Source organism: Caldimicrobium thiodismutans (assembly GCF_001548275.1).
Taxonomy (GTDB): Bacteria; Desulfobacterota; Thermodesulfobacteria; order Thermodesulfobacteriales; family Thermodesulfobacteriaceae; genus Caldimicrobium; species Caldimicrobium thiodismutans.
Genome location: NZ_AP014945.1, coordinates 1,769,842 through 1,790,554 on the forward strand (window position 1 = coordinate 1,769,842; position 20,713 = coordinate 1,790,554).

Here is a 20,713-nt window from a genome sequence, read left to right on the forward strand (position 1 = left end):
TTTCTTTTCTTCTTTTTTATCTTTATTATAATCCCTCTTTTAGAAATTTTTCTTTACCAAAGTAATTTGATAAATTTTCCTCAGAGAAGTATTTTCTTCTTTTTTCTTATCCAGATTGATCTTCTTCTCTTGCTTCTTCTTTTGTATTTTATCTTTAGATATCTCTGGAGGATTTTCTGGGAAATACGGGGCAAAAAGATTTCAAGAAGTCTTAAATTTAAACTATTTCTCCTCTATTTTCTTTCTATAACCTTTCCTGCAGTAATTTTAGTTCTCGGGAGCTTTTATTTTCTTAAAAAGGGTATGGATTACTGGTTTGAAGAGTTTTCTTCTGAAAAAATCATTGCAAGGCTTTTACAAAAAGAGGATTTTATAAAAGATGTTGAGGCAGAGCTTTTGCAAAAGGCTTTTAAAATTAAGGAGGAGTATCTTGAAAAGACGGATGAGATCAAGAGTAAGGATCTGCGGGAGAAATTTCGTTACTTTCTTGGGCTAAATTCTATAGAAATTTTTTATCTCGATGGGAACCTCTTTAAAAAGACCTATTCTTCTGAGATTGACGAAAAACTTGGTATTCCCCCCTCTCTTCTTGAAAAAATAATCAAGGAAAAAACCCCTCAGACCTTTCTCCAACCCATAGATTCAAGACTTATTTTAAGGATTTTTCTCCTGTTTAATGATAAAAAAGGACAGCCCTATATTCTTGCCGTTGGTAAAATTTTGAATCCACAAATGTTAAGCGGAAAGATTGATGAAAAAGGGCTTACTCAATCCCTGAATTTATTTCTTTTTTTATCTTTTCTCTTACTCTTTTTGTTTATTCTCTTTGTAGGCATCTGGGTAGGGAATAAACTTGGTAAGAGCTTATCAGAACCCCTCCAGGGGTTAATTCTTGCTACTCAAAGGATATCTCAGCGAGACTTTGATCTTTCTGAACTTCCAGAGGTCTCTTCCCAAGACGATGAAATAGGAAGGTTAATTCAGTCCTTTAAATTGATGGCTGAGGAGATTAAGTCCTATCAGGAGACCCTGCGTAAGTATAATCAATATTTAGGTGGTGTCTTAAATGCCTTACCTGTGGGTATTGTAATTTTTAAGAGTAATAGGGATATTCTTTTTAAAAATTTTTCCTTTCAAAAGTGTTTAGATACATCTGGAATCAAAGACCTTAAGGAATTTGCAGATTTCTTATCCCTTGAGAGTTATTTTCAAACCCTTGATTTTAATCAGACCTTTTATAAGGTTTTTACTTTGGAAAGGGAAGGAACTGAACTTTCCATAGGGATAACCTTTATGAAACTTGAGCTCTTTGGGGATAATCTTTTACTTCTTATTGTTGAAAATCTTCAAGAAAAGGAGACCCTCAAGAGACTCTCCCTCTGGAGAGAGGTTGCCGTTAAAATCGCCCATGAAATTAAAAACCCTTTAACCCCTATCAAACTCTCTGTAGAAAGACTCAGGAAACGGCTATCGGAAAAGCTTCAGCCCGAAGATAGAGATCTCCTAAATCAAACTGTTGAGGTGGTTGAGCGCTATGTAGAGGAATTGAGAAAGCTTGCCCTTGATTTTTATCATTTTTCTCAAAAACCTCTCTTTGAAAAGATAGAATTTGATCTTTTGAATAATCTTGAAGAGGTGATTGAACTTTATAAACTTGCCTATCCTGAGCTTGAGATTAATCTTAAAAAGGTAGAAGTTATTCCTTCTCCTTTTCTCATTAAGGCTGATCCCTTTCAATTAAAGAGAATCTGGATCAATCTCTTTGATAATGCTATAAAGGCTATGCCAGAAAAGGGTAAGATTAACATATTCCTTGAAAAAAAAGAGAATAAGATAGTTATCAATTTTCAGGATAATGGAAGCGGTCTTGATGAAGAGATTGCTTCAGCCTTTAATAAAGACGATTTCTCTAAACTTCAGAAGGCAGGCACAGGGCTCCTTCTTATCAAGGGTCTGGTTGAGCTACATCAAGGAAAGATAAGAGTAGAAAATCTCAAAGAGGGTGGCACAAGATTTATTTTGGAATTACCCTGTTAGAAGACCCTTAAGTGCTGATATTTCTTTTTCAGTTAAGGGTTTCCACTCTCCAGGTTGCAGATCACCAATTTTGAGAGGACCTATCTCAATTCTTTTTATTTTCAATACTCGGTATCCGAGTTTACCAAAGATCCTTTTCAGCAGGTGATGTCTTCCCTCTGTGACCTCTATCTTTAATCTTGTCTTTTGAAGAGAGAGAAATTCAATCTTTGCAGGCTTAGTTTTCCCCTCTTTTAAATCCACCCCTCTCTCAATTTGGATTTTATCCTCCTCCTCAAGGGATTTATCAATTTCTATCTCATAGACCTTGGGGATTTTCCATTTGGGATGGGTAATGCGGTGTCCAAGTTCTCCATCATTAGTAAGAAGTATAAGACCCTCAGCATCTTTGTCTAATCTTCCTGCTGGAAAAAGTTCCCGATAGCCCGGCAAATCAGGGGGAAGTAAATCCTTAACGGTTTTTTCCTTATCTTTTGTGGAGGTAAGAACCTCAGGAGGTTTGTAAAGCTTATAATAATAAAACTTTTGATATTTTATTTCTTTACCTTCAAAGGAAACCCTATCCATTTCAGGGTCAATTTTAATATCTGGCTGAAAGATTATCTCCTGATTTACCTTTATTTTCCCTTTCAGAATCAGAGTTTTGACTTGTTTTCTTGAGCCAAGACCAGCCAGACTCAAAAATTTATCCAATCTTAACTTCACTTGCAGTCTGCCCAGGATTTTCCAGAAGAAACATTCACTTTAATGGGAACTGAAAGTTTTAAATCCAAGCCTAAATGGGGAAATGGATTTTCCATAATAGAGACTGCAAGAGTAGAAACTCTTTCAATTTCTTCAAGGGGTGCCTCAAGGAGTAATTCATCGTGGACCTGTAAAAGGATTCGAGTTTTAAGTTTTTCTCTCTCTAAAGCCCTGAATAGGGCAACCATTGCGGTTTTAATAAGATCTGCAGCTGAGCCCTGAATAGGGGTATTTACTGCCATTCTTTGGCCAAGTTCCCTGACATTTCTATTGGGACTAAAGATTTCAGGAATAAATCTCTTTCTTCCCGCTAAGGTGTAGACAAATCCATGCGTTTTTGCAAATTCGATAGTCTTATCAATGTATTCTTTCACTCCTGGGTAGCGGGTAAAGTATTTTCTAATGTAAGCCTCAGCTGAGGCTGGGTCAATCTTGAGCTCTTTACTTAGCCCGTAAGGACTCATCCCATAAGCTATGCCAAAGTTTATTACCTTGGCAACCCTTCGCATCTCTGGAGTTATTTTATCAGGAGGAACTCCAAAGACCTCACTTGCTGTATAGCTATGAATGTCCTCTCCTAATTCAAAGGCTCTTACGAGATTTGGATCCTGTGAAAAATGGGCAAGGATTCTGAGCTCTATCTGGGAATAATCTAAGCTAAGTATGTGAAAGCCCTCCTCTGCAATAAAGGCTCTTCGGATAGCCAAGCCCTCTTCCCCTTTTATAGGAATATTTTGAAGATTTGGCTTTTGAGAGCTTAACCTCCCTGTGGCAGTGCCTGTGGGATTGAACTCTGTGTGAAGGCGGTCCTTACCAGATGAAAGCTCTTTTAGAAAAACTTCCAGATAGGTGCTTTGAAGTTTGTATAGGGTCCGATATTCCAATAAAAGAGGAACTATGGGATGAGAATTAGAAAGTTCCTCCAGGACCTCAGCATCTGTTGATGGTTTAGCACTTTTCTGAGTTTTTTTTATCTTTGGAAGTCTCAATTTTTCAAAGAGAATGACCGCTACTTCCTGAGAGGATCGTGGATTAAAGGTAGTTCCAGCTAAAGCAAAGAGTTTTTCTTCTATTTCTCTTATTTTTTGAGAAAAATCAGCCTTTAATTTTTTCACATATTCCACATCTATGCGAATTCCATTTTTTTCCATGGAGTAGAGGACCTCACTTAAAGGACCCTCAACCTTCACAAACCACTCCCATAGACCTTCATTCTTTGTTTCTTTTTCAAGCTCTTCACCCAGGAGATATAAAAGGATGGATTTTTGGGAAGAATTGGCTCCCTCTTTAAGGGTAAAGTCTAAGTATTCAAAGGCAAGATTGGATAGGTCATAGTTTTTTAACCCGGGGTTTAAAAGATAGGCTAATATTTTGACATCCCTTGGCTTATTAAGATTATCTCCAATCTCATGTAGAAGCCCTTTATAGTCAAAAAGAAAGACCTCTTTTTCTTTTAGAGCCTCCCAAAGTTTGGAGTTAAAAAGAGATTTATAGACCCTGTGAGGTGAAATGGCGATTCCAAGGGTGAAATCTACCTGACCAAATAGAGTAGGAGCTTGCTTTTCAAAGTAAAGGCTAATTCTGGGTGGATTTTCCCTTTTTAAAATCTCAAGGAGTTTTTGAGGAGAAGTTTCTTCAAGAGAAAAGCTTAATTCTTCCTCAGGAAAGGGGAACTCCTTTAAAAATTTTCGAAATTCAAATTCCTTAAAAAGTCTTTTCAGTTCTCGTAAGTCTGGGGCTTTTCGATGATAAAATGAGAGCTCCGTTGATGGAAGAGGGGCATCTTCTCTAAGTTTCATAAGCTCAAGGTTTCTGAAAACAAGGTCTTTATGCTCTTTGAGTTTTTCCTTTAACTTGGGAGGGGTAATTTCCTCAAGATGGGCATAAAGATTTTCTAAGGTTTGAAACTTTTTAATAAGCTCGCAGGCAGTTTTTTCACCAATTCCTGGAATACCCTTTATATTGTCAGAGGGATCTCCTGCTAAAGCCCTGAAATCGGGGAAAGAGGAGGGAAGAAAGCCATATTTTTGCTGAAAGCTCTCCATATCCATAAAAGAATCTCTGATAGGATCAAAGGCTACCACCCTCTCGTTTATCAGAGATAGAAGGTCTTTGTCTGGGGCCACCATAAGCAGAGGAATGGGAAAGGTTTTAATAAAACTACATATCAGATCATCTGCCTCAAAACCCTCTGCAGAGATTACAGGTATCCCAAGAGCAGTGACAATTTTTTTGATGTAAGGTATTTGAATCTTTAAGTCATCCGGCATGCCTGGTCTTGTTGCTTTGTATTCTTCATACTGGATATGTCTATAAGTTGGCCCTTTTTCATCCATAAACCAGACTATAATTTCAGGATCCCACTCCTTAAGGATCTTTAAAAGCATCTGGGTTACCCCAAAGATGGCTTTAGTGGGAAGCCCCTTTGAAGTTGCCAGATAACCTGTAATGGCATAATAGGCTCTATAGATAAAGGAGCTTCCATCAATGAGTAGGGCTTTGTGCTTAAGGATTGCCTCAGGAGGACTCATTTTTTTCAAGGGCCTTGAGATGCTCTTCAAGGAGTTTAGTCTGCTCTATAGCCCCCATCCCTTTAAAAATTTTAAGCGCAAGGGAATAAGCTTCTTTTGCTGAATCAACTTTTCCAAGATGAAGATAGGCATCTCCAAGACCTGTTAAGGCCCTTCCTGCTCTGTGGGGGTCTCTATATTTTTCAGCAATCTCAAGTATCCGATGTAAATAGGGGATCATCTTAGCATAATTCCCTTTTTCTTTATAGGCAAAGACAATCTTTTCAGCGATAATGCTTGTGCTGATCTCATCTTCAAAGTTTTCGCAGATGTCAAGACAGGCCTTATAAGCCCTTAAGGCCTGATCAAACTTTTGCCTCAGTTGATAGATATCTCCAATTTTTTCAAGAACATTAGCCATTTCTGTAAGTCTTCCAAGCTCACTGAAGATTTCAAGGGCCTGTTCATAGGAACTTAAGGCATCAAGGGTGTTGCCTTTGATCCAGGCCTCATGAGCCTTTTGACAGAGCTCCAGGGCCAATTTTAAGGCAGAAATCTCTTCAACTTTTTTTTCATTCATTCTGATGCTCCTTTGTGGTTGCAGTTTTTTCATAGGTTTTCCAGAGATCTTTAAGATAAACTTCTTTAAAACTCAGGGTATCATAATCAAAGAGGGATACTTTTTCAGGTTGAAGGTGTTCCTTGTAAGAGAGAAGTTCCTTCCCTTTAAGATAGGTAAAAATTTTGATAATTAGGGCTTGTGCCAGGGGTTTTGCTTTTTTAAAGATGTTTAGAAGCCTCAGATAGGGCCCTTTTTTTAAGGCAAATGGATTTTTTTCAGCCATTCGCATCAAGGCGTAAAGGACTGAAGTCTCATACTCTGGATAGGCAAGAAAGCCAAAGAGATTCTTAACAAAAAAGATATAACGGGTCTCAGTCTCTCTGATAATCTCTCCTACTGCTTCAATAGCTCCCCAGGGGGAGGCAGCTGAATCAGCACTGGCATAAAGTAGCCTTTTTAGAAAATCAAGGACCCTTTCTGGATCTCTTTGAGAAAGATAATTTGATATGTATCCAATAGAAACAGAAGCCTTTTTTCGCATGGTTTCTTCAGGATGATAAAGAAGTTTTTGTATGGTTTGGAGATTTAAGGGTTCAGAAAGGCTATAGGCAAGGAGCTCTTCCTTGCGATTCTCAAGAAGTAGATTTTCTGCTTCCTTTCTGGTTAAGCGTTTTTTGAATTGAGGGGATAGAGTCCAGTGTGTTTCAATTTCTTTCTTAGAGAGAGCTTTAGCTCTTTCCCTGGACTTGAGCTCCTCAAGGTCATTAGCGAGTTTGATGAAACAGAGGGCACCTTTAATCTTTCTTCCCTCATAATGGGACTCAGGGGGAAGGGTATGACTTTCGGGATCATAATTTTCAAGCCAAATCTCCTGATAATCCTCTTCTGGAATAAGGTCAAGGGCAAGATCAAGGTCTCCTCCGCAAGCAATAAGCAGAGCCTCTAAAAAAACTGCTCCACGGCTAAAGCCTGTCACATCCGCAACATAGACTGCACCGCATTCGCAGATCCCTGCCTCGTAATCAGAAAACCCGATGGGTAGAAAAGTAGGCTTAGGAATGAGCCTTCCGCAAAAGGGACAGAGTGGGGGCTTAGGAATCTTTAGTTTCATAGAGAAGCCTTTCAAACTCCGGATTTACATGATAGTTCATAGCCTTTGCCTTTTCCAAAAAAACTTTAGCCTTTTCCCTTTCACCTTTAAAGTAATAAGCAACTGCCAGGTTGTTGTAGGCTGTTGCAATTTGAGGTGAAATTTCTAAGGCCCTTTCAAGATAGGAAATAGCCTCATCATATCTTTCAAGCCCAATAAGAACTGTGGAGAGATTTATATAAGGAGAGGGATTTTGAGGATTAATTTCAATGGCCTTTTTATAACATTCTTCAGCGGATTCCAGATTTCCCAATTGAAATTCTATCAATCCTAAGTTGTTCCAGGCCTCAGCTGAATGAGGGTAAAACTTAAGGGTAAAGGTAAAGGCCTTTTTAGCCTCTTCAAGCTCTCCTTCACGAGCCAGTATCACTCCCAGATTAACCATGGCCTCAAAATGATAGGGATCAAGTTTTAAAACCTTCTTAAAGGCCTCTTTGGCTTCTTGCAATTTCCCAAAATTGAGGTAAGCTATGGCTAAACGATGCTGAGCCCAAACCGCATGAGGGTTTTCCATGGCCTCTTTTTTTAAGGTTTTTAAAATCTCTTCTTGCTCCATTTTTTCCTCCTTATTTTGACCTAAAGGATAATACAGATTATGAAGTTCTCAAGAGATAAGAAGATAATTGCCCTTTTGTTAATAGTTTTTCATCTGTTTTTATTCACAGGTCTTTATTGGGAAGGTCTTGAGCCTGTTACACAAGAAAAGAAGGTTCAGGCTCGTATTGTTGAGATAGAAAAAGGGGAAGGTCTTTTTTCTATTGCCCGAAAGCTTAAGAAGGAAGGGCTCATAAGAAGTGTGCCTGTCTTTATGATTGAGGCTTTCAGAAAAGGCGTTTATAAAGATTTTAAAGCTGGAGAATATGCTCTTTATCCAAATCAAACCTTAGAAGAAATATTTGAGGTTTTAAAAAAGGGAAAGATTTATTTACACAGAGTCACTGTTATAGAGGGAGCAACCCTCTGGGAAGTTGCAGAAACTTTGGAGAAAAATAACATCTGTTCCAAAAATGAGTTTTTAAAACTTGCTCAGGATCAAAAATTTTTAAAAGATCTTGGCCTTCCAGGACCAAGCCTTGAAGGATATCTCTATCCAGAGACCTATTTCTTTGCCAAAAAAACAGATCCCCATTTAGTAATTAAGGTGATGACGGATAAATTTAAAGAGGTCTGGAGAGATCTTGAAGGGCTTGCCCTTAAAAGTAGATTATCCATGAGAGAGATAGTAACTCTTGCCTCTATTGTAGAAAAAGAGGCTTTTTATGAAGCGGAAAAGCCTATTATTGCTGCTGTTTACTTAAATCGCCTTAAGAAAGGCATGCCTCTTCAGGCAGACCCTACTATAAATTATGCTTTAAAGGATTTCAGAAGACTCACTTATAGAGATTATTATACGGTAAAAAGCCCTTATAACACCTATCTTCATAATGAGCTACCGCCTACCCCTATTGGAAATCCTTCTAAATCAAGTCTTTTAGCAGTTTTGAAGCCAGCTAAGGTGCCTTATTTGTTTTTTGTTGCAAGTGGAGATGGAAGACATATTTTTTCAAGAACCTATAAAGAACACCTTTCAGCTATTGCCAGAATAAGAGCCCCTCAGAGTCAGTTAGAACAAACAAGCCCTGATAACGGCACTTCGGCTAAGGCTCAGAAGGTGTCTCTTGATGATGAGCTTCCCATAAATGATAAAGTTTTAAAACCTCTTTAAGTGTAAGATTTTCAGCTCTTAAAAACTCGTTAATTCCAGCACTTACAAATAAATCTTTAGAAAATTTCTTACGCAACATCTTTCTTTTGCCCTCATAAAGGCGGGTTAAAAATTTTTTATAATTTTTGAGATCCTCAATTTTTGCTTTTTGGAGCAGATTAAATCTCAAAAGGGCAGAATTAACCTTAGGAGGGGGTTTAAAAAAGCGGGGAGGAATAGTCATAAGATACTCAAGATCATAAAAGGTCTGTATAAACAGAGATAGCCAGGACTTACCAGAAAGCCATTTTTCTGCAACCTCTTTCTGAACAAGAAAAAGAGCTGTTGGGATAAGGGAGTAATAATATATAACATTTTCCACTATAAGACTGGCTACATTGTAAGGAAGATTCCCTATTATTTTAAGTTTCCTCTCATTAAGATTATTATAATTAAAGGATACTGCATTATCTTGAATTATAACTATTCTCTCGTCTTTTAAATTTTTTTGTAAATAATCAACCATTTCCGCGTCAAGTTCAATAAGAAAGAGTTTTTTAATGGGATATTTGAGAAGCTCTTTAGTGAGAAGGCCTGTGCCGGGACCAATTTCTACAAAGATATCACCCTCTTCTGGATTAGCAAGTTCTGCTATCTTAGAGAGGATGCCTGAAGAGACAAGGAGATGCTGACCAAAGCGCTTTTTTAATCTTACAGGCATTCAACCTAAGGGACTATTAGGAGGGGAAATTCAGAAGCCTTTAACAGGTGAGAGGTTACACTTCCCATAAAGAGTTTTTCTAAGAAGCCTTTACCAGTTTTTCCAAGAACTATGAGGCTTGCTTCTTTTTCCCGGACAAATTCAAGGATTTCATTAGCTGGATTCTCCCCGAGACCAAGGAAAATATCTCCCTCTATTCCTTGATCCCTCAAGGGTTGAAAAAATTCCTTTAGTTGGTTTTTCATTCTTTCTTCCAGGGCGTGAATTTCCTCTTCCTGCAAGCCTGATATTTCCTCACTTTTTATTATGTATACTATATAAATTTTTTTTATGAGAGGCTTTATATATAAGATGAAATCCCTTGCTTTGAGGGAATTTTTAGAAAAGTCCGTAGCCAAAACGGGTCTTTTGAAGATTTGGATATTTTCAAGAATTATAGGTTTTTCCTCAGGTTCTTTGAGGAGGCTATGACAATAAACAAGAACAGGAATTTTAGAGCGATTTATTAATTGTTGAGTAATCTCAGATACAAAAAGTTTTTCCCTTTTTTGTTTCCCTATGACAAGAAGATCTGCTGATACATCTTCAGCAACCTCAAGAATCTTGACCAAAGGGTCTCCAATTTCTACGAGGAATCTGCTTTGTAAGCCTGCTTTTTGGATATCCTTATCCCAGTCCTGAAATTTTAATTTGGCAGATTCAGCTAATTCCAGCGCCCTCTCCTTTAAAAAACCCCCAAAGGGAACATAAGAAACCTCCTCCCGGGGGATAACATGCAAAAGAATTATTTCTTCAAGCCCTGCCTTTTTTAAGGCTAAAATTTCGAGGAGGCCTCTATATCCCATTTCCCAATACCTTACCGGATAGAGAATTCGTTTTATGCCCATAATTAACCTCTGTAAAATATTAAAGTTAATAATATAAAAAGGGGAATTAATATGGGGATTGAGTATTTCAGGAGGTAGCCGAAAAAACTTGGCATAGTTATACCTTTTTCTTCAGCTATGGATCTTACCATGAAGTTCGGGGCATTTCCAATATAGGTAAGGGCTCCAAAAAATACTGCCCCTTCAGAGATAGCAAGGAGGTACTTAGGATAATTTTGAATCAGGTTGACTATGGCTTCTTTTTCGGGTAAGCCAGGGTAAAATTTTCCAAGGCAGGTGCTTAAAAAAGTAAGATAAGTAGGAGCATTGTCCAGAAAGGCTGAAAGAAGCCCTGTTATCCAGAAGTAATGAGCAGGTTCATTAAGCTTTGAAATTAAAGGATTTAAGACCCCCCTTTCTCCTGCCTGAAGAATGCTTATGGCAGGAAGCATGGCTATAAAGATCCCAAAAAATAAGATGGCTACCTCCTTAATAGGAAAAAGGGTGAATTCATTTTTTTCACGAATCTCCCTGGGGGTGATAAAAAAGGAGACTCCTGCAAGGAGAACAAAAAATATATCCCTGAATATCTCATTGAGAGGCCTTTCTATACCAAATACATGTATTCCGGGGAGATGAAAATTAGCGGAAAGGAGAATGGTTATAGGCACCCCTACGAGGAAAAAAAGGTTATACCAGCCAAGAATTAGAAAGGTTTTCTTTTTTAAATCTTTTGGAAAGCGCTCTTTTTCCTTTTTAAAGTTAATAGTATCTATGAGATAAAAGAGGACCAGAAGGGAAAATACACAGAGAAGCATAGAGGGAAAAAGATTGAGAGTCCAGAAAAAGGGAACTCCTTTAAGAAAGCCGAGAAAAAGAGGCGGATCCCCAAGAGGAGTTAAAGAACCACCAATATTTGACACAAGAAAAATAAAAAAAACAAAGATATAAGCTTTATTTTTTCTCCAGGCATTGGCTCGCAAAAGTGGTCTTATTAACACAATAGAAGCACCAGTTGTGCCCATAAGGGAAGCAAGAAGAGTGCCTGTGAGTAGATAAATGGTATTAAAAAGAGGGGTCCCTGAAAAATTTCCCTGAAGATAGATATTGCCAGAAATGATATAAAGGGAGGAAAGAAGAAGGATAAAGGGGATATATTCTGCAAGTAAAACATGAAGTATCTCATGGAAGGTTCCCTTGGGAGAAAGATATAGAAGGGGAAGGGCTGAGAGAATGGCCCAAAAGAGAGAAATTTTTCCGAAGTGTTTATGCCAGAATCGTGGGGCAATAATGGGGAAAAGGGAGATAGAAAGAAGGATTCCTGCAAAGGGAAGAATAGATATTAAAGGTAATTTCTCCCCAAGACTACTCATACCTAAAAGTTTAACATAAAGATATGATTTGGGAATCATGTAAGATAAATCCTTTAAAGGATGCTAACCTTTGAATGATCTTTAAATCTTTTATGTCCCTTCTTTTTTAGAAGATTATGAACTTATATGAGAGAATTTTGCTGAAAAGTCAATTAAACTTTAATTTTTGACCCTTGGAGAGTGTAATCAATAACTTTTTTTACCACTCAAAGCTTTGAACTACGATAATACCTTTCTCTTCTGCCATCTTTAAAGCTCTGGGCTTGGCATAGTGAGTTACTATAAGCTTTACTACTTCTTTATCTCTATAAACCTTTCTAACTGCTATTTCCTTTTTCTCAATCTCTTTTAAGGCTCTATCAAAATCTCTTTTCCCCTCGTCAAATCTCAACTTAGCCTCTCCAACAAGCACCACTTCTTTTCCATTTACCCTTCCCTTTGCCAGAAAATTGATCTCCTCTCCTTCAATCTCCGTCCTTATAAATCTTTCTGTAACTTCTATTCCATATTTCTCCTTTAAAACTTTTGGAAGATTCCTGTAAGCTTCATTTTCAAAGGCATAAGAAAGGCTTCTTGTAAATCCACCAAAATCTTTTCTTAATTGGTGTAAATCCTCCCTTGTTTTTCTGTGCTCTTCCACAAGCTTTCTTAATTCTTCTTCAGTTTTTTTATGCTCTTCTGCAAGCTTTTTTAACTCTTCCTCGGTTTTTTTCTGAGCTTCAGCGAGTTTTTTTATTTCCTCTTGGGTCTCTTTTTGAGCCTTAGTAAGGTCACTAACTATATTTTTTAACTCAAGAAAATCTTCACGCTTTACAGTATCACCAATAGATTTCTCAAGTTTTTCAAGAATTTTTATAAAAATTTTTCTAACAGGAGGCTCAAGTTCTTCCAGGGCTTTAATTAGATCTACTGCTAAGAGAGACATATTTTTACATTAATTTAATTTTCATAAAAATCAAGTGTATCTCCTAAATCCAATTTAGCTCCTCTATTCAACCTTCACAATAAAACTATCTATTTCGCCCCTCTTAAATTTTACAAGCTTAGTTCTTTAGCAAAGCTTATTTCAAAGGAAAGAGTGGGTGGAAAGGTAAAGGAGCTTTGCAGAAAGATAAGGAGATATCAGAAAATGCTTGAGAGAGCCTATTTAGAGAAAAAATGGAATTATTTACGGGGAAAAATTGCAATAAAACAGACATTCTTGTCTGTTTTTTCACTTTCACACATAGGAGTGTAATTTACCTTCACAGGCAAGATTGCCTGTGTTACTCTCACAGACTCGTAAAGCCTCACCTGTAAGGATGTTGTAAATCCCTTGGAAATTATTTACTCCTACAATTGATCCCAAATCAATCATTTCTTGAATAAAATTTATCTAATTCCCCCTATTAAAGTAGAGGCCATGGGGATGCCTGTTATGTGATCCTTTGTATTATCGGGGCAGACACTATAGATCTGCCCCTACATTAATGTGTTAGCATCCCTGTCATCTAATAATAAAGAGATTATTCTTAGAAGGAAGTGAACTTTGACAATTTTGTTTTTTCTTGTTGAAGTTTTTTAAGGTTCTGGTATATTTATAAAAATCCTTATGAGTTTTAAAGATGTTTGAATTTCTTAGAAAAGGCGCAACTTCCCTTTTTGCCAAGATCTTTTTGGCAATCATAATTATTGTTTTTGTCTTCTGGGGTATCGGCTATTTTGGTACATCCGATAGAAATCTGGTAGCCGAAGTAGATGGAGAGAAGATTAACCTTAAAGAATTTCAAGAGTATTATAATTTTAAGTTTTTTCAGTTAAAACAGGCCTTCGGAGAGGTCTCAAGCGAAGATCTTAAAAAAATGAGATTCAAAGAAATGGCTTTGCAAGAGCTTATTAGAATAAAGCTTACCCAAAGAATTGCCCAAGACCTTGGCTTAAAGATAACCCAGGAAGAGATAAACTTGGCTATTTCGCAGCTTCCCTTTTTTCAGCAAGAGGGAAGGTTCAATCCCTCAGCTTATCTTGCCTTTTTACGGGAGATGGGGTTAACTCCTGCCACCTTTGAGAGGATCCTTAAGGCAGATCTCCTTGAGCAAAAATTAAAAGGTCTTTTAATAGCTCCAATTCTTGTCTCCCAGGATGAAGTTCTTGAATTTGCAAAATTTTATCATCAAAAGATTACCCTCCAGGAATTTATCCTCACAATGGAATCCTGTCAGAGAGAGGTCAAGGGGGATGAAAAGGCTTTAGAAAGTTATTTCAATGCCCATAGAGATCTTTATGTGGAAGAGGAAAAGATAAAAATCGCTTATTATATAATTCCCTTTACCGGGGAGGTTGAGGTTTCAGAGGAAGAGATCAAAAACTACTATGCTCAAAATTTAAATCGATTCAGGGAACCCTTTAAAGTAAAATTGAGAAGAATCGTTATTCCTGGGGTTGATGCCAATGCTGAGAAGAAGGCTCAGGAAATAAAAACTCAGATAAAGGATCTAAAGGATTTTGCAGTTTTTGGCTCTAAGACCTCTGAATGGTTTGAAGATCAGGCGCTTTCTCAGGAACTAAAAAACATTTTAAAGTTAGCCAAAAAAGGAGATATCTTAGGTCCTTTAAAGACCTCTCAGGGATTTACTATCCTTGGAGTTGAAGAGGTTCAACCTGAACGAGTGGCAAAGCTTGAAGAGGTAAGAGATAAGATTGTGAGTGAAATAAAAAAGGTTAAGCTCAGGGATAGGGCAAAAAATCACGCTAATGCAATTTACACAAAAGTTGTGGCTGAAAATGGGCTGACTAAGTGGGGTGAAAAAAATCAGATCAAACTTGAGGAAACTGGATATCTTACTCAGGAAGAACTTGCCAAAATTTTTGCCTCTCGCGAAACCGCTAATAAAATTTTTAAACAAGGAAAGGGTGATTATTTCTCTCCCCTTGAGACCGAAAAGGCTATTTATTTAGTTGAGATACTGGATAAGAAACCCAGGAGAAATCTGTCCTTTGAAGAGGCAAAGGAAAGGGTTAAAAATGATTACTTAAAGGAAAAGGGAAGAGAACTCTGTGAAGGAAAGGTAAAGAGCTTTTTGGGAAAGGCAAAAGGGCAGGGGAATCCTATTCAGATAGCCCAAGAAATGGGTTTTAAAGAAGAGACCAAAGAGATTTTGAGAAAGGATTTACCTGAGAAATTAATTCAACGAGGACTCCCTGGTTTAATAGAAGAACCTATTATAACAGAGGAAGCTATAAAAATTTATTACCTTCAACGGATTGAGAATTCTCAGCAGACCTTCAGCTTAGAGGAATTACATACCCTTCGCAGTCTTTTACTTGAGAAAAAGAGAGAAGAGGTCTTAAAGAAGTATTTGGAAGGCTATCAAAAGAGGGCAAAGATTAAGGTTTATCCTCTTTTTCAGCAGATTTAGATACTGATTACTTAAAAAACATCTTTTACCATCAGGGAGGAATTATGCCTAAAAGAGGAGATTTAAAGAGTATTCTGATAATAGGATCTGGGCCTATTGTTATAGGCCAGGCCTGTGAGTTTGATTATTCCGGAAGTCAGGCTTGTAAAGCCTTAAGAGAAGAGGGTTATGAGGTAGTTCTTGTAAATTCTAATCCTGCAACCATAATGACAGATCCTGAAATGGCAGACCGCACCTATATTGAGCCTCTTATTCCTGAAGTCCTTGAATACATCATTAAGGAAGAAAGACCCGATGCCCTTTTACCTACCCTTGGGGGACAGACCGGGCTTAATCTTGCCTTTGCTCTTGCTAAAAAGGGAGTTCTTGAAAAATATGGGGTAGAATTAATTGGTGCTAAAGCTTCTGCCATTGAAAAGGCAGAATCAAGAGAACTTTTTAGAAAGGCAATGGAAAATATTGGGCTTAAGGTCCCAAAGAGTGTCATTGTGCATAGTCTTTCTGAGGCAGAAAAGGCTGTAAAAGAAATTGGATTTCCTGTAATTATCAGACCCAGCTTTACACTTGGAGGAACAGGGGGAGGGGTTGCATACAACATTGAAGAATTAAGGGAGATTGTTTCTGCAGGCCTTGAGGCCTCTCTCATTCATCAGGTCATGCTTGAGGAATCGGTGCTTGGTTGGAAGGAGTTTGAACTTGAAGTGATGAGGGATTTTAAGGACAATGTGGTTATCATCTGTTCAATTGAAAACTTTGATCCCATGGGGGTTCATACAGGGGACTCCATTACAGTAGCTCCTGCTCAGACTTTAACTGATAGAGAATATCAAAGAATGAGAAGTGCAGCCCAGGCGGTGATAAGAGAGATAGGGGTTGAAACAGGGGGATCAAACATTCAGTTTGCTATAAATCCCAAAAACGGAGAGATGGTTGTTATTGAAATGAATCCAAGGGTTTCAAGATCATCTGCCCTTGCCAGTAAAGCCACAGGATATCCCATTGCAAAGATTGCAGCCAAACTTGCTGTAGGTTATACCCTTGATGAACTTGCCAATGATATCACCAAGGAGACAAGAGCTGCCTTTGAACCAACCATTGACTATGTGGTGGTAAAAATTCCCCGCTATACCTTTGAAAAATTTCCAGAAACCAAAGATGAGCTTACTACCTCCATGCGCTCTGTTGGTGAAACCATGGCCATTGGAAGAACCTTTAAAGAGGCCTTGCAAAAGGCTATAGCTGGCCTTGAGATTGGAAGATATGGCTTTGGAGCAGATGGTAAATCTCCCTCAGATCATGATGAAGTCTTACCAAGAGAACTTATCATCGAAAAACTTGCAAGACCAAACAGCCAGAGACTCTTTTACATAAGAGAAGCCTTTAAGGCAGGTTTTACCATAGAAGAAATTTATAAACATTCCTATATTGATCCCTGGTTTCTCTATCACCTGAAAGAGCTTTTTAATATAAGTGAGACCTATAAAGGGAAAAAACTTGAAGATCTTACAGAAGAAGATTTCATGGAGCTAAAGCAAAGAGGTTTTACTGATTATCAGATAGCCTTTTTAACTGGTTCCACTGAGTTAGAGGTAAGAAAAAAAAGATTAGCTCTTGGGGTTAAACCTACATACAAGCTCATTGATACCTGTGCAGCGGAATTTGAGGCTTATACTCCCTATTTTTATTCTACCTATGAAGTAGAAAATGAATCAAGGGCGCATTTAAGTAAAAATAAAAAAGTTATTATTATTGGAGGAGGCCCAAATAGAATAGGGCAGGGAATAGAATTTGATTATTGCTGTGTCCATGCCATTAAAGCCTTAAGAGAACGGGGTTATGATGCTATTATGATAAACTCCAATCCAGAGACAGTTTCTACTGACTATGATGTTTCCACAAGACTCTATTTTGAACCTCTGACCTTTGAACATGTTCTGAATGTTTATGAAGAGGAAGATCCAATAGGTGTTATTGTTCAGTTTGGAGGGCAAACCCCTTTAAATCTGAGTGTCCCTTTATTTAGGGCGGGGGGAAGAATTCTTGGAACTTCACCTGAAAATATTGACAGAGCTGAAGACAGAGAGAAATTTGAGGCTCTTTTAAATAAACTTAATCTCAAGAGACCCAAGGCAGGTGTTGCCCTAACTGTTGATGAGGCCTTTAAGGTGGCATCTTCTATTGGATATCCTGTTCTTGTTAGGCCCTCTTATGTGCTTGGCGGAAGAGCCATGAGAATTGTTTACTCAGAAGAGGAACTCTCTGAATATATAGAGACTGCCGTTAAAGTCAATCCTGAACATCCTGTTTTAATTGATAAATTTTTAGAGGATGCAACAGAAGTTGATGTGGATGCCCTTTGTGATGGTGAGAGGGTTGTAATAGGGGGAATAATGGAACATATTGAAGAGGCAGGGATTCATTCCGGGGATTCTGCCTGCTTTTTACCTCCGGTAAATCTTTCCAAAAAGGTGCTTGAAGAGATTAGAGAGGCCACTTATAAACTTGCCATGGAGCTTGAGGTAAGGGGGCTAATTAATATTCAATTTGCAGTAAAGGATGAGGAAGTATATGTGCTGGAAGTGAATCCAAGGGCCTCAAGAACAGTTCCCTTTGTTTCAAAGGCAATTGGCGTTCCCCTTGCAAAGATTGCAACCTGGATCATGCTTGGAGAAACCTTAAAGGAAATTGGATTCACCAAGGAGATTATTCCAAAATATTATTCTGTGAAAGAGGTTGTTTTTCCCTTTAAGAGATTTCCAGGGGTTGATGTTATGCTTGGTCCAGAAATGAAATCAACAGGTGAGGTAATGGGGATTGACTGGGAACCTTCTCTTGCCTATGCAAAAGCACAGTTTGCAGCAGGAATGAGACTTCCCTTTTCTGGTAAGGTTTTTATCTCTGTAAAAGATGAGGACAAACCCCTAATGATTGATATTGCCAAAGGACTTGAGGAGATAGGGTTTGAACTTCTTGCAACCTCAGGAACAGCAAGATATTTAAAGGAATTCAATATCAAAGTTAATGAAGTTCCTAAAATTTCCGAAGGGAAAAGACCTAATATTCTTGATTTTATTAAAAATAAAGAGATTGCTCTTATGATAAATACTGCTAAGGGTAAAACAAGTAAGCTTGATGCCTATCTTATCAGACGCTATGCTATGGAGCTTGATATTCCCTATGCTACAACTATTGCCGGTGCAAGAGCCATGGTTTGCAGTATAAGAAGATTAAAAGAAAAATCCTTTTCCTATGCCCCCCTTCAAGAGTATTATAAAACACTGGATTATCAATTTTACAAATAAAACTTTTCAATTCTTAAGATTAGATTATTTTTTATTTTTAATTCCCCTTTTGATGGAGGCTATATGAAAGAAGAGACTTTGGAGGAGAAAAAATATGTAAAGAATTTTAAAAATAGATCCAGAGGAGAGGGGGAATGGAAGAAAAGGCATAGATTTTGTGAAGTTGAGAGTGGGGAAGGGGGCTTTGCCCTTAAAGGAAGAATCTGGATTGATGGGCCTGAAGGAACCTTTCTTGGTTTTGGAAGGGCTATTCTTCTTGAAAGAATTAAAGAGTTTGGTTCCATTTCTGCTGCAGCAAGATCTATGAAGATGGCTTATAAACAGGCATGGCAACTTGTTGATTCCATGAATAAACAGGCAGGAACTCCCCTTGTGGAAACCTTTATAGGTGGAAAAAGAGGCGGAGGAGCAAAATTAACTGAGGCTGGAGAGAAAACTTTAAAAGCATTTTGGACCTTTTATGAAGACTTCCAAAAATTTTTAAAAGAGGAAAAAAAGAAAATTTTTTCAATCTTCCTCTAATACAAAAATTTTTTCCTTAGGTAGAGTAACTGTTATTTTTTTAGAGGGTCTTAAATTTATTTTATTTAAGGCATAGTCAGGCAAAATTATCTCAATTGCTTTTTTGCTGTAAAGGGGCTTAAATCTCACCCATGTTTTAGGCCCAAAGGGGTAAATCTCCTCAACTATCCCCTCAATGAGATTTTCCTTTTTTGAAGGAAGATCTGGCCTAAGAATTATAATCTCCTCCTCTCTTATGCCAAATTTAATCTGTGAAGAAGAAATTTTAAGAATCTTTTCTCTGGGAAGGGTTATTTCTTTATTTATCTCTTCACAAAAAATAGTTGCATCTTTATGATCTATTTTTTTGATTATACCGTTAAATATATTTTTAATTCCAAAATAAGAAGCAACTTTTATATTTTTTGGTTCTCTATAGACCTTCTCCTTGGTATCACTTTGAAGGATTTTTCCTTCTATCATAACAGTGACATAATCGGCCATGAAAAAGGTTTCCTCAAGGTCATGGCTTACCATGAGGATGGTTAAACCTAAGGTTTTTTGTAGTTCTTTGAGGAGTAGCCAGAGTTCTCTTTTCAGACCTTCATGGAGGGAAGAAAAAGGTTCATCTAAGAGAAGATACCTTTGCCCTGAAGCAAGGGCTCTTGCAAGGGCTACTCTCTGGCGCTCACCTCCACTTAAAAAGCTTGCCTTTTTCTTGAGAAGATGGGAAATTCCAAAGGCTTCAGCAAGTTCAAAAGCAAATCTTATTCTTTCTTGCTTATTTTCAACTTTTCCAAATTTTATACCATAGGTAATATTTTCTTCCACAGTAAGATGAGGAAAGATGGCAAGATCTTGAGGCACATACGAGAAACCTCTTTTATGGACAGGAAGATGGGAAATATCTTTTCCCTCAAGAAAAATACTTCCTTGGGACACTTTTTTAAAGCCAAGAATGGCTTCAAGAAGAGTAGTTTTTCCACACCCTGTTGGTCCAATAAGAAGATGGCAGCTACTAGAAGGAACAGTGAGATTAATTTCTTTAAGAGAGAAATCTCTGTATTCAACCCAAAGATTCTCTACTTGAATCATTTAAAGAATCTCTTTTTTATTAAAAAGTCTTACTGAGTAAAGGGTTAGAAGCCCTATGATGATTAAAATTAAAATTAAAGCCACCGTTCCTTCAATATCTGCGCTTGCAAGTCTCATAAAGATGGCAATGGGGAGGGTTTCTGTTTTAAAAGCCATAGTGCCTGCTATGGTTATAGTTGCTCCAAATTCTCCAAGAGCCTTTGCCCAGGTAAGAATACCAGCTGCTACAAGGCCTCTTTTACAAAGGGGAAGTGTAATGGTAAGGAAGGTTCTGGCAGGACCTACTCCTAAGGATAAAGCTACTTCTTCATACCTCTTTGGTATTTCGTCCATAGCAGCCTTAATAAGTCTTGTAGAGATACCAAGAACAGTTATAAATTGGGCGAGAATAACTCCATAGGCAGTAAAAACAAAAGACACTAAGTTTTCTTGAATCCAGACTCCAAGGGGGGTATTAAAAAAGATAAGAAGCATAGCTCCAAGGGCAGAGGGTGAGACAATCATAGGTAATTCAAGAGTAGTATCGATAAGATTTTTTCCTTTAAAATTAAATCTTGAAAGGGCATAGGCTGAGGGAATAGCAAAAATTAAAGCCAAGATAGTGGCTAAAGTTGCAGAGATAAAGCTTAATTTTATGGAAAAGAGAGTGCGTTTTGAAAGGAGGCTCTCCAAGAAGAGAGAGCCCCTAAAAAAATATAAAAGAGAGATTATCAAAATAATGTAAAGGCCAAAGATGGATAGAGCAGAAAAAAGGACAAGTCTTTTAAATC

17 protein-coding genes are annotated in these 20,713 nt (G+C 37.6%); 6 read left to right on the forward strand and 11 right to left on the reverse strand.

The features are described 5' to 3' along the window. Nucleotides 1–66: 66 nt before the first annotated feature. The gene (locus tag THC_RS08915) at nucleotides 67–2,037 is read left to right on the forward strand and encodes a sensor histidine kinase (RefSeq protein ID WP_167344343.1); all 1,971 of its coding nucleotides are present in this window, start codon (nucleotides 67–69) and stop codon (nucleotides 2,035–2,037) included. On the opposite strand, the gene THC_RS08920 is transcribed toward THC_RS08915, so the two are convergent. The 5 genes from THC_RS08920 to THC_RS08940 are packed head-to-tail and all read right to left on the reverse strand — an operon-like array spanning nucleotide 2,026 to nucleotide 7,559. Next, entirely contained in the window at nucleotides 2,026–2,742 is a 717-nt protein-coding gene (locus THC_RS08920) for a pseudouridine synthase (RefSeq protein ID WP_068516382.1), read from the reverse strand. The two genes, THC_RS08915 and THC_RS08920, sit on opposite strands and share 12 nt — an antisense overlap. Next, nucleotides 2,739–5,312 (reverse strand): DNA polymerase I, encoded by a 2,574-nt coding sequence (gene polA / locus THC_RS08925; RefSeq protein ID WP_148638856.1) that lies wholly within the window; start codon nucleotides 5,310–5,312, stop codon nucleotides 2,739–2,741. Before polA ends, THC_RS08920 begins: the two co-directional genes overlap by 4 nt. Then, complete coding sequence (locus tag THC_RS08930) at nucleotides 5,299–5,871, reverse strand: tetratricopeptide repeat protein (protein ID WP_148638857.1); 573 nt, start codon at nucleotides 5,869–5,871, stop codon at nucleotides 5,299–5,301. The genes polA and THC_RS08930 overlap by 14 nt, the downstream gene beginning before the upstream one ends. Next, on the reverse strand, nucleotides 5,864–6,964 hold the full coding sequence (locus tag THC_RS08935) for a DVU0298 family protein (RefSeq protein ID WP_068516391.1): 1,101 nt from the start codon (nucleotides 6,962–6,964) through the stop codon (nucleotides 5,864–5,866). Before THC_RS08935 ends, THC_RS08930 begins: the two co-directional genes overlap by 8 nt. Continuing rightward, a complete protein-coding gene (locus tag THC_RS08940) occupies nucleotides 6,945–7,559 on the reverse strand; it encodes a tetratricopeptide repeat protein (RefSeq protein WP_068516396.1) in 615 nt (204 codons plus the stop codon). Before THC_RS08940 ends, THC_RS08935 begins: the two co-directional genes overlap by 20 nt. Before the next feature lie 39 nt (nucleotides 7,560–7,598). Between THC_RS08940 and mltG the strand changes: the two genes are divergently transcribed. Beyond that, complete coding sequence (mltG, locus tag THC_RS08945) at nucleotides 7,599–8,708, forward strand: endolytic transglycosylase MltG (RefSeq protein WP_068516398.1); 1,110 nt, start codon at nucleotides 7,599–7,601, stop codon at nucleotides 8,706–8,708. Here the strand turns inward: mltG and rsmA are convergent. From rsmA to THC_RS08965, 4 genes are all read right to left on the reverse strand, one after another. Beyond that, nucleotides 8,641–9,408, reverse strand: coding sequence for a 16S rRNA (adenine(1518)-N(6)/adenine(1519)-N(6))-dimethyltransferase RsmA (gene rsmA / locus THC_RS08950; protein ID WP_068516401.1), 768 nt, complete (start codon nucleotides 9,406–9,408; stop codon nucleotides 8,641–8,643). The genes mltG and rsmA overlap by 68 nt on opposite strands. 5 nt (nucleotides 9,409–9,413) lie before the next feature. After that, the gene (locus THC_RS08955; RefSeq protein ID WP_068516403.1) at nucleotides 9,414–10,295 is read right to left on the reverse strand and encodes a universal stress protein; all 882 of its coding nucleotides are present in this window, start codon (nucleotides 10,293–10,295) and stop codon (nucleotides 9,414–9,416) included. Nucleotides 10,296–10,297: 2 nt separating this feature from the next. Next, entirely contained in the window at nucleotides 10,298–11,686 is a 1,389-nt protein-coding gene (locus tag THC_RS08960; protein WP_068516406.1) for a sodium:proton antiporter, read from the reverse strand. A 160-nt stretch (nucleotides 11,687–11,846) separates the two neighbouring features. Beyond that, entirely contained in the window at nucleotides 11,847–12,572 is a 726-nt protein-coding gene (locus THC_RS08965) for a DUF8196 domain-containing protein (RefSeq protein WP_068516408.1), read from the reverse strand. 153 nt (nucleotides 12,573–12,725) lie between these two features. Here THC_RS08965 and THC_RS09465 point away from each other — a divergent pair, with 153 nt between their 5' ends. From THC_RS09465 to THC_RS08980, 4 genes are all read left to right on the forward strand, one after another. Continuing rightward, a complete protein-coding gene (locus THC_RS09465; RefSeq protein ID WP_153303658.1) occupies nucleotides 12,726–12,884 on the forward strand; it encodes a hypothetical protein in 159 nt (52 codons plus the stop codon). Nucleotides 12,885–13,251: 367 nt separating this feature from the next. Continuing rightward, nucleotides 13,252–15,045 (forward strand): peptidylprolyl isomerase, encoded by a 1,794-nt coding sequence (locus THC_RS08970; protein ID WP_068516411.1) that lies wholly within the window; start codon nucleotides 13,252–13,254, stop codon nucleotides 15,043–15,045. 44 nt (nucleotides 15,046–15,089) lie between these two features. Continuing rightward, the gene (gene carB / locus THC_RS08975) at nucleotides 15,090–18,347 is read left to right on the forward strand and encodes a carbamoyl-phosphate synthase large subunit (protein ID WP_068516414.1); all 3,258 of its coding nucleotides are present in this window, start codon (nucleotides 15,090–15,092) and stop codon (nucleotides 18,345–18,347) included. A 63-nt stretch (nucleotides 18,348–18,410) separates the two neighbouring features. After that, nucleotides 18,411–18,869, forward strand: coding sequence for a winged helix-turn-helix domain-containing protein (locus THC_RS08980; protein ID WP_082706423.1), 459 nt, complete (start codon nucleotides 18,411–18,413; stop codon nucleotides 18,867–18,869). Here the strand turns inward: THC_RS08980 and THC_RS08985 are convergent. Both THC_RS08985 and THC_RS08990 read right to left on the reverse strand, forming a co-directional pair. Continuing rightward, nucleotides 18,855–19,943, reverse strand: a complete 1,089-nt coding sequence (locus tag THC_RS08985) for an ABC transporter ATP-binding protein (RefSeq protein ID WP_068516417.1) — start codon at nucleotides 19,941–19,943, stop codon at nucleotides 18,855–18,857. The two genes, THC_RS08980 and THC_RS08985, sit on opposite strands and share 15 nt — an antisense overlap. Beyond that, nucleotides 19,944–20,615, reverse strand: a complete 672-nt coding sequence (locus THC_RS08990) for an ABC transporter permease (protein ID WP_197650964.1) — start codon at nucleotides 20,613–20,615, stop codon at nucleotides 19,944–19,946. Nucleotides 20,616–20,713 lie beyond the last annotated feature (98 nt).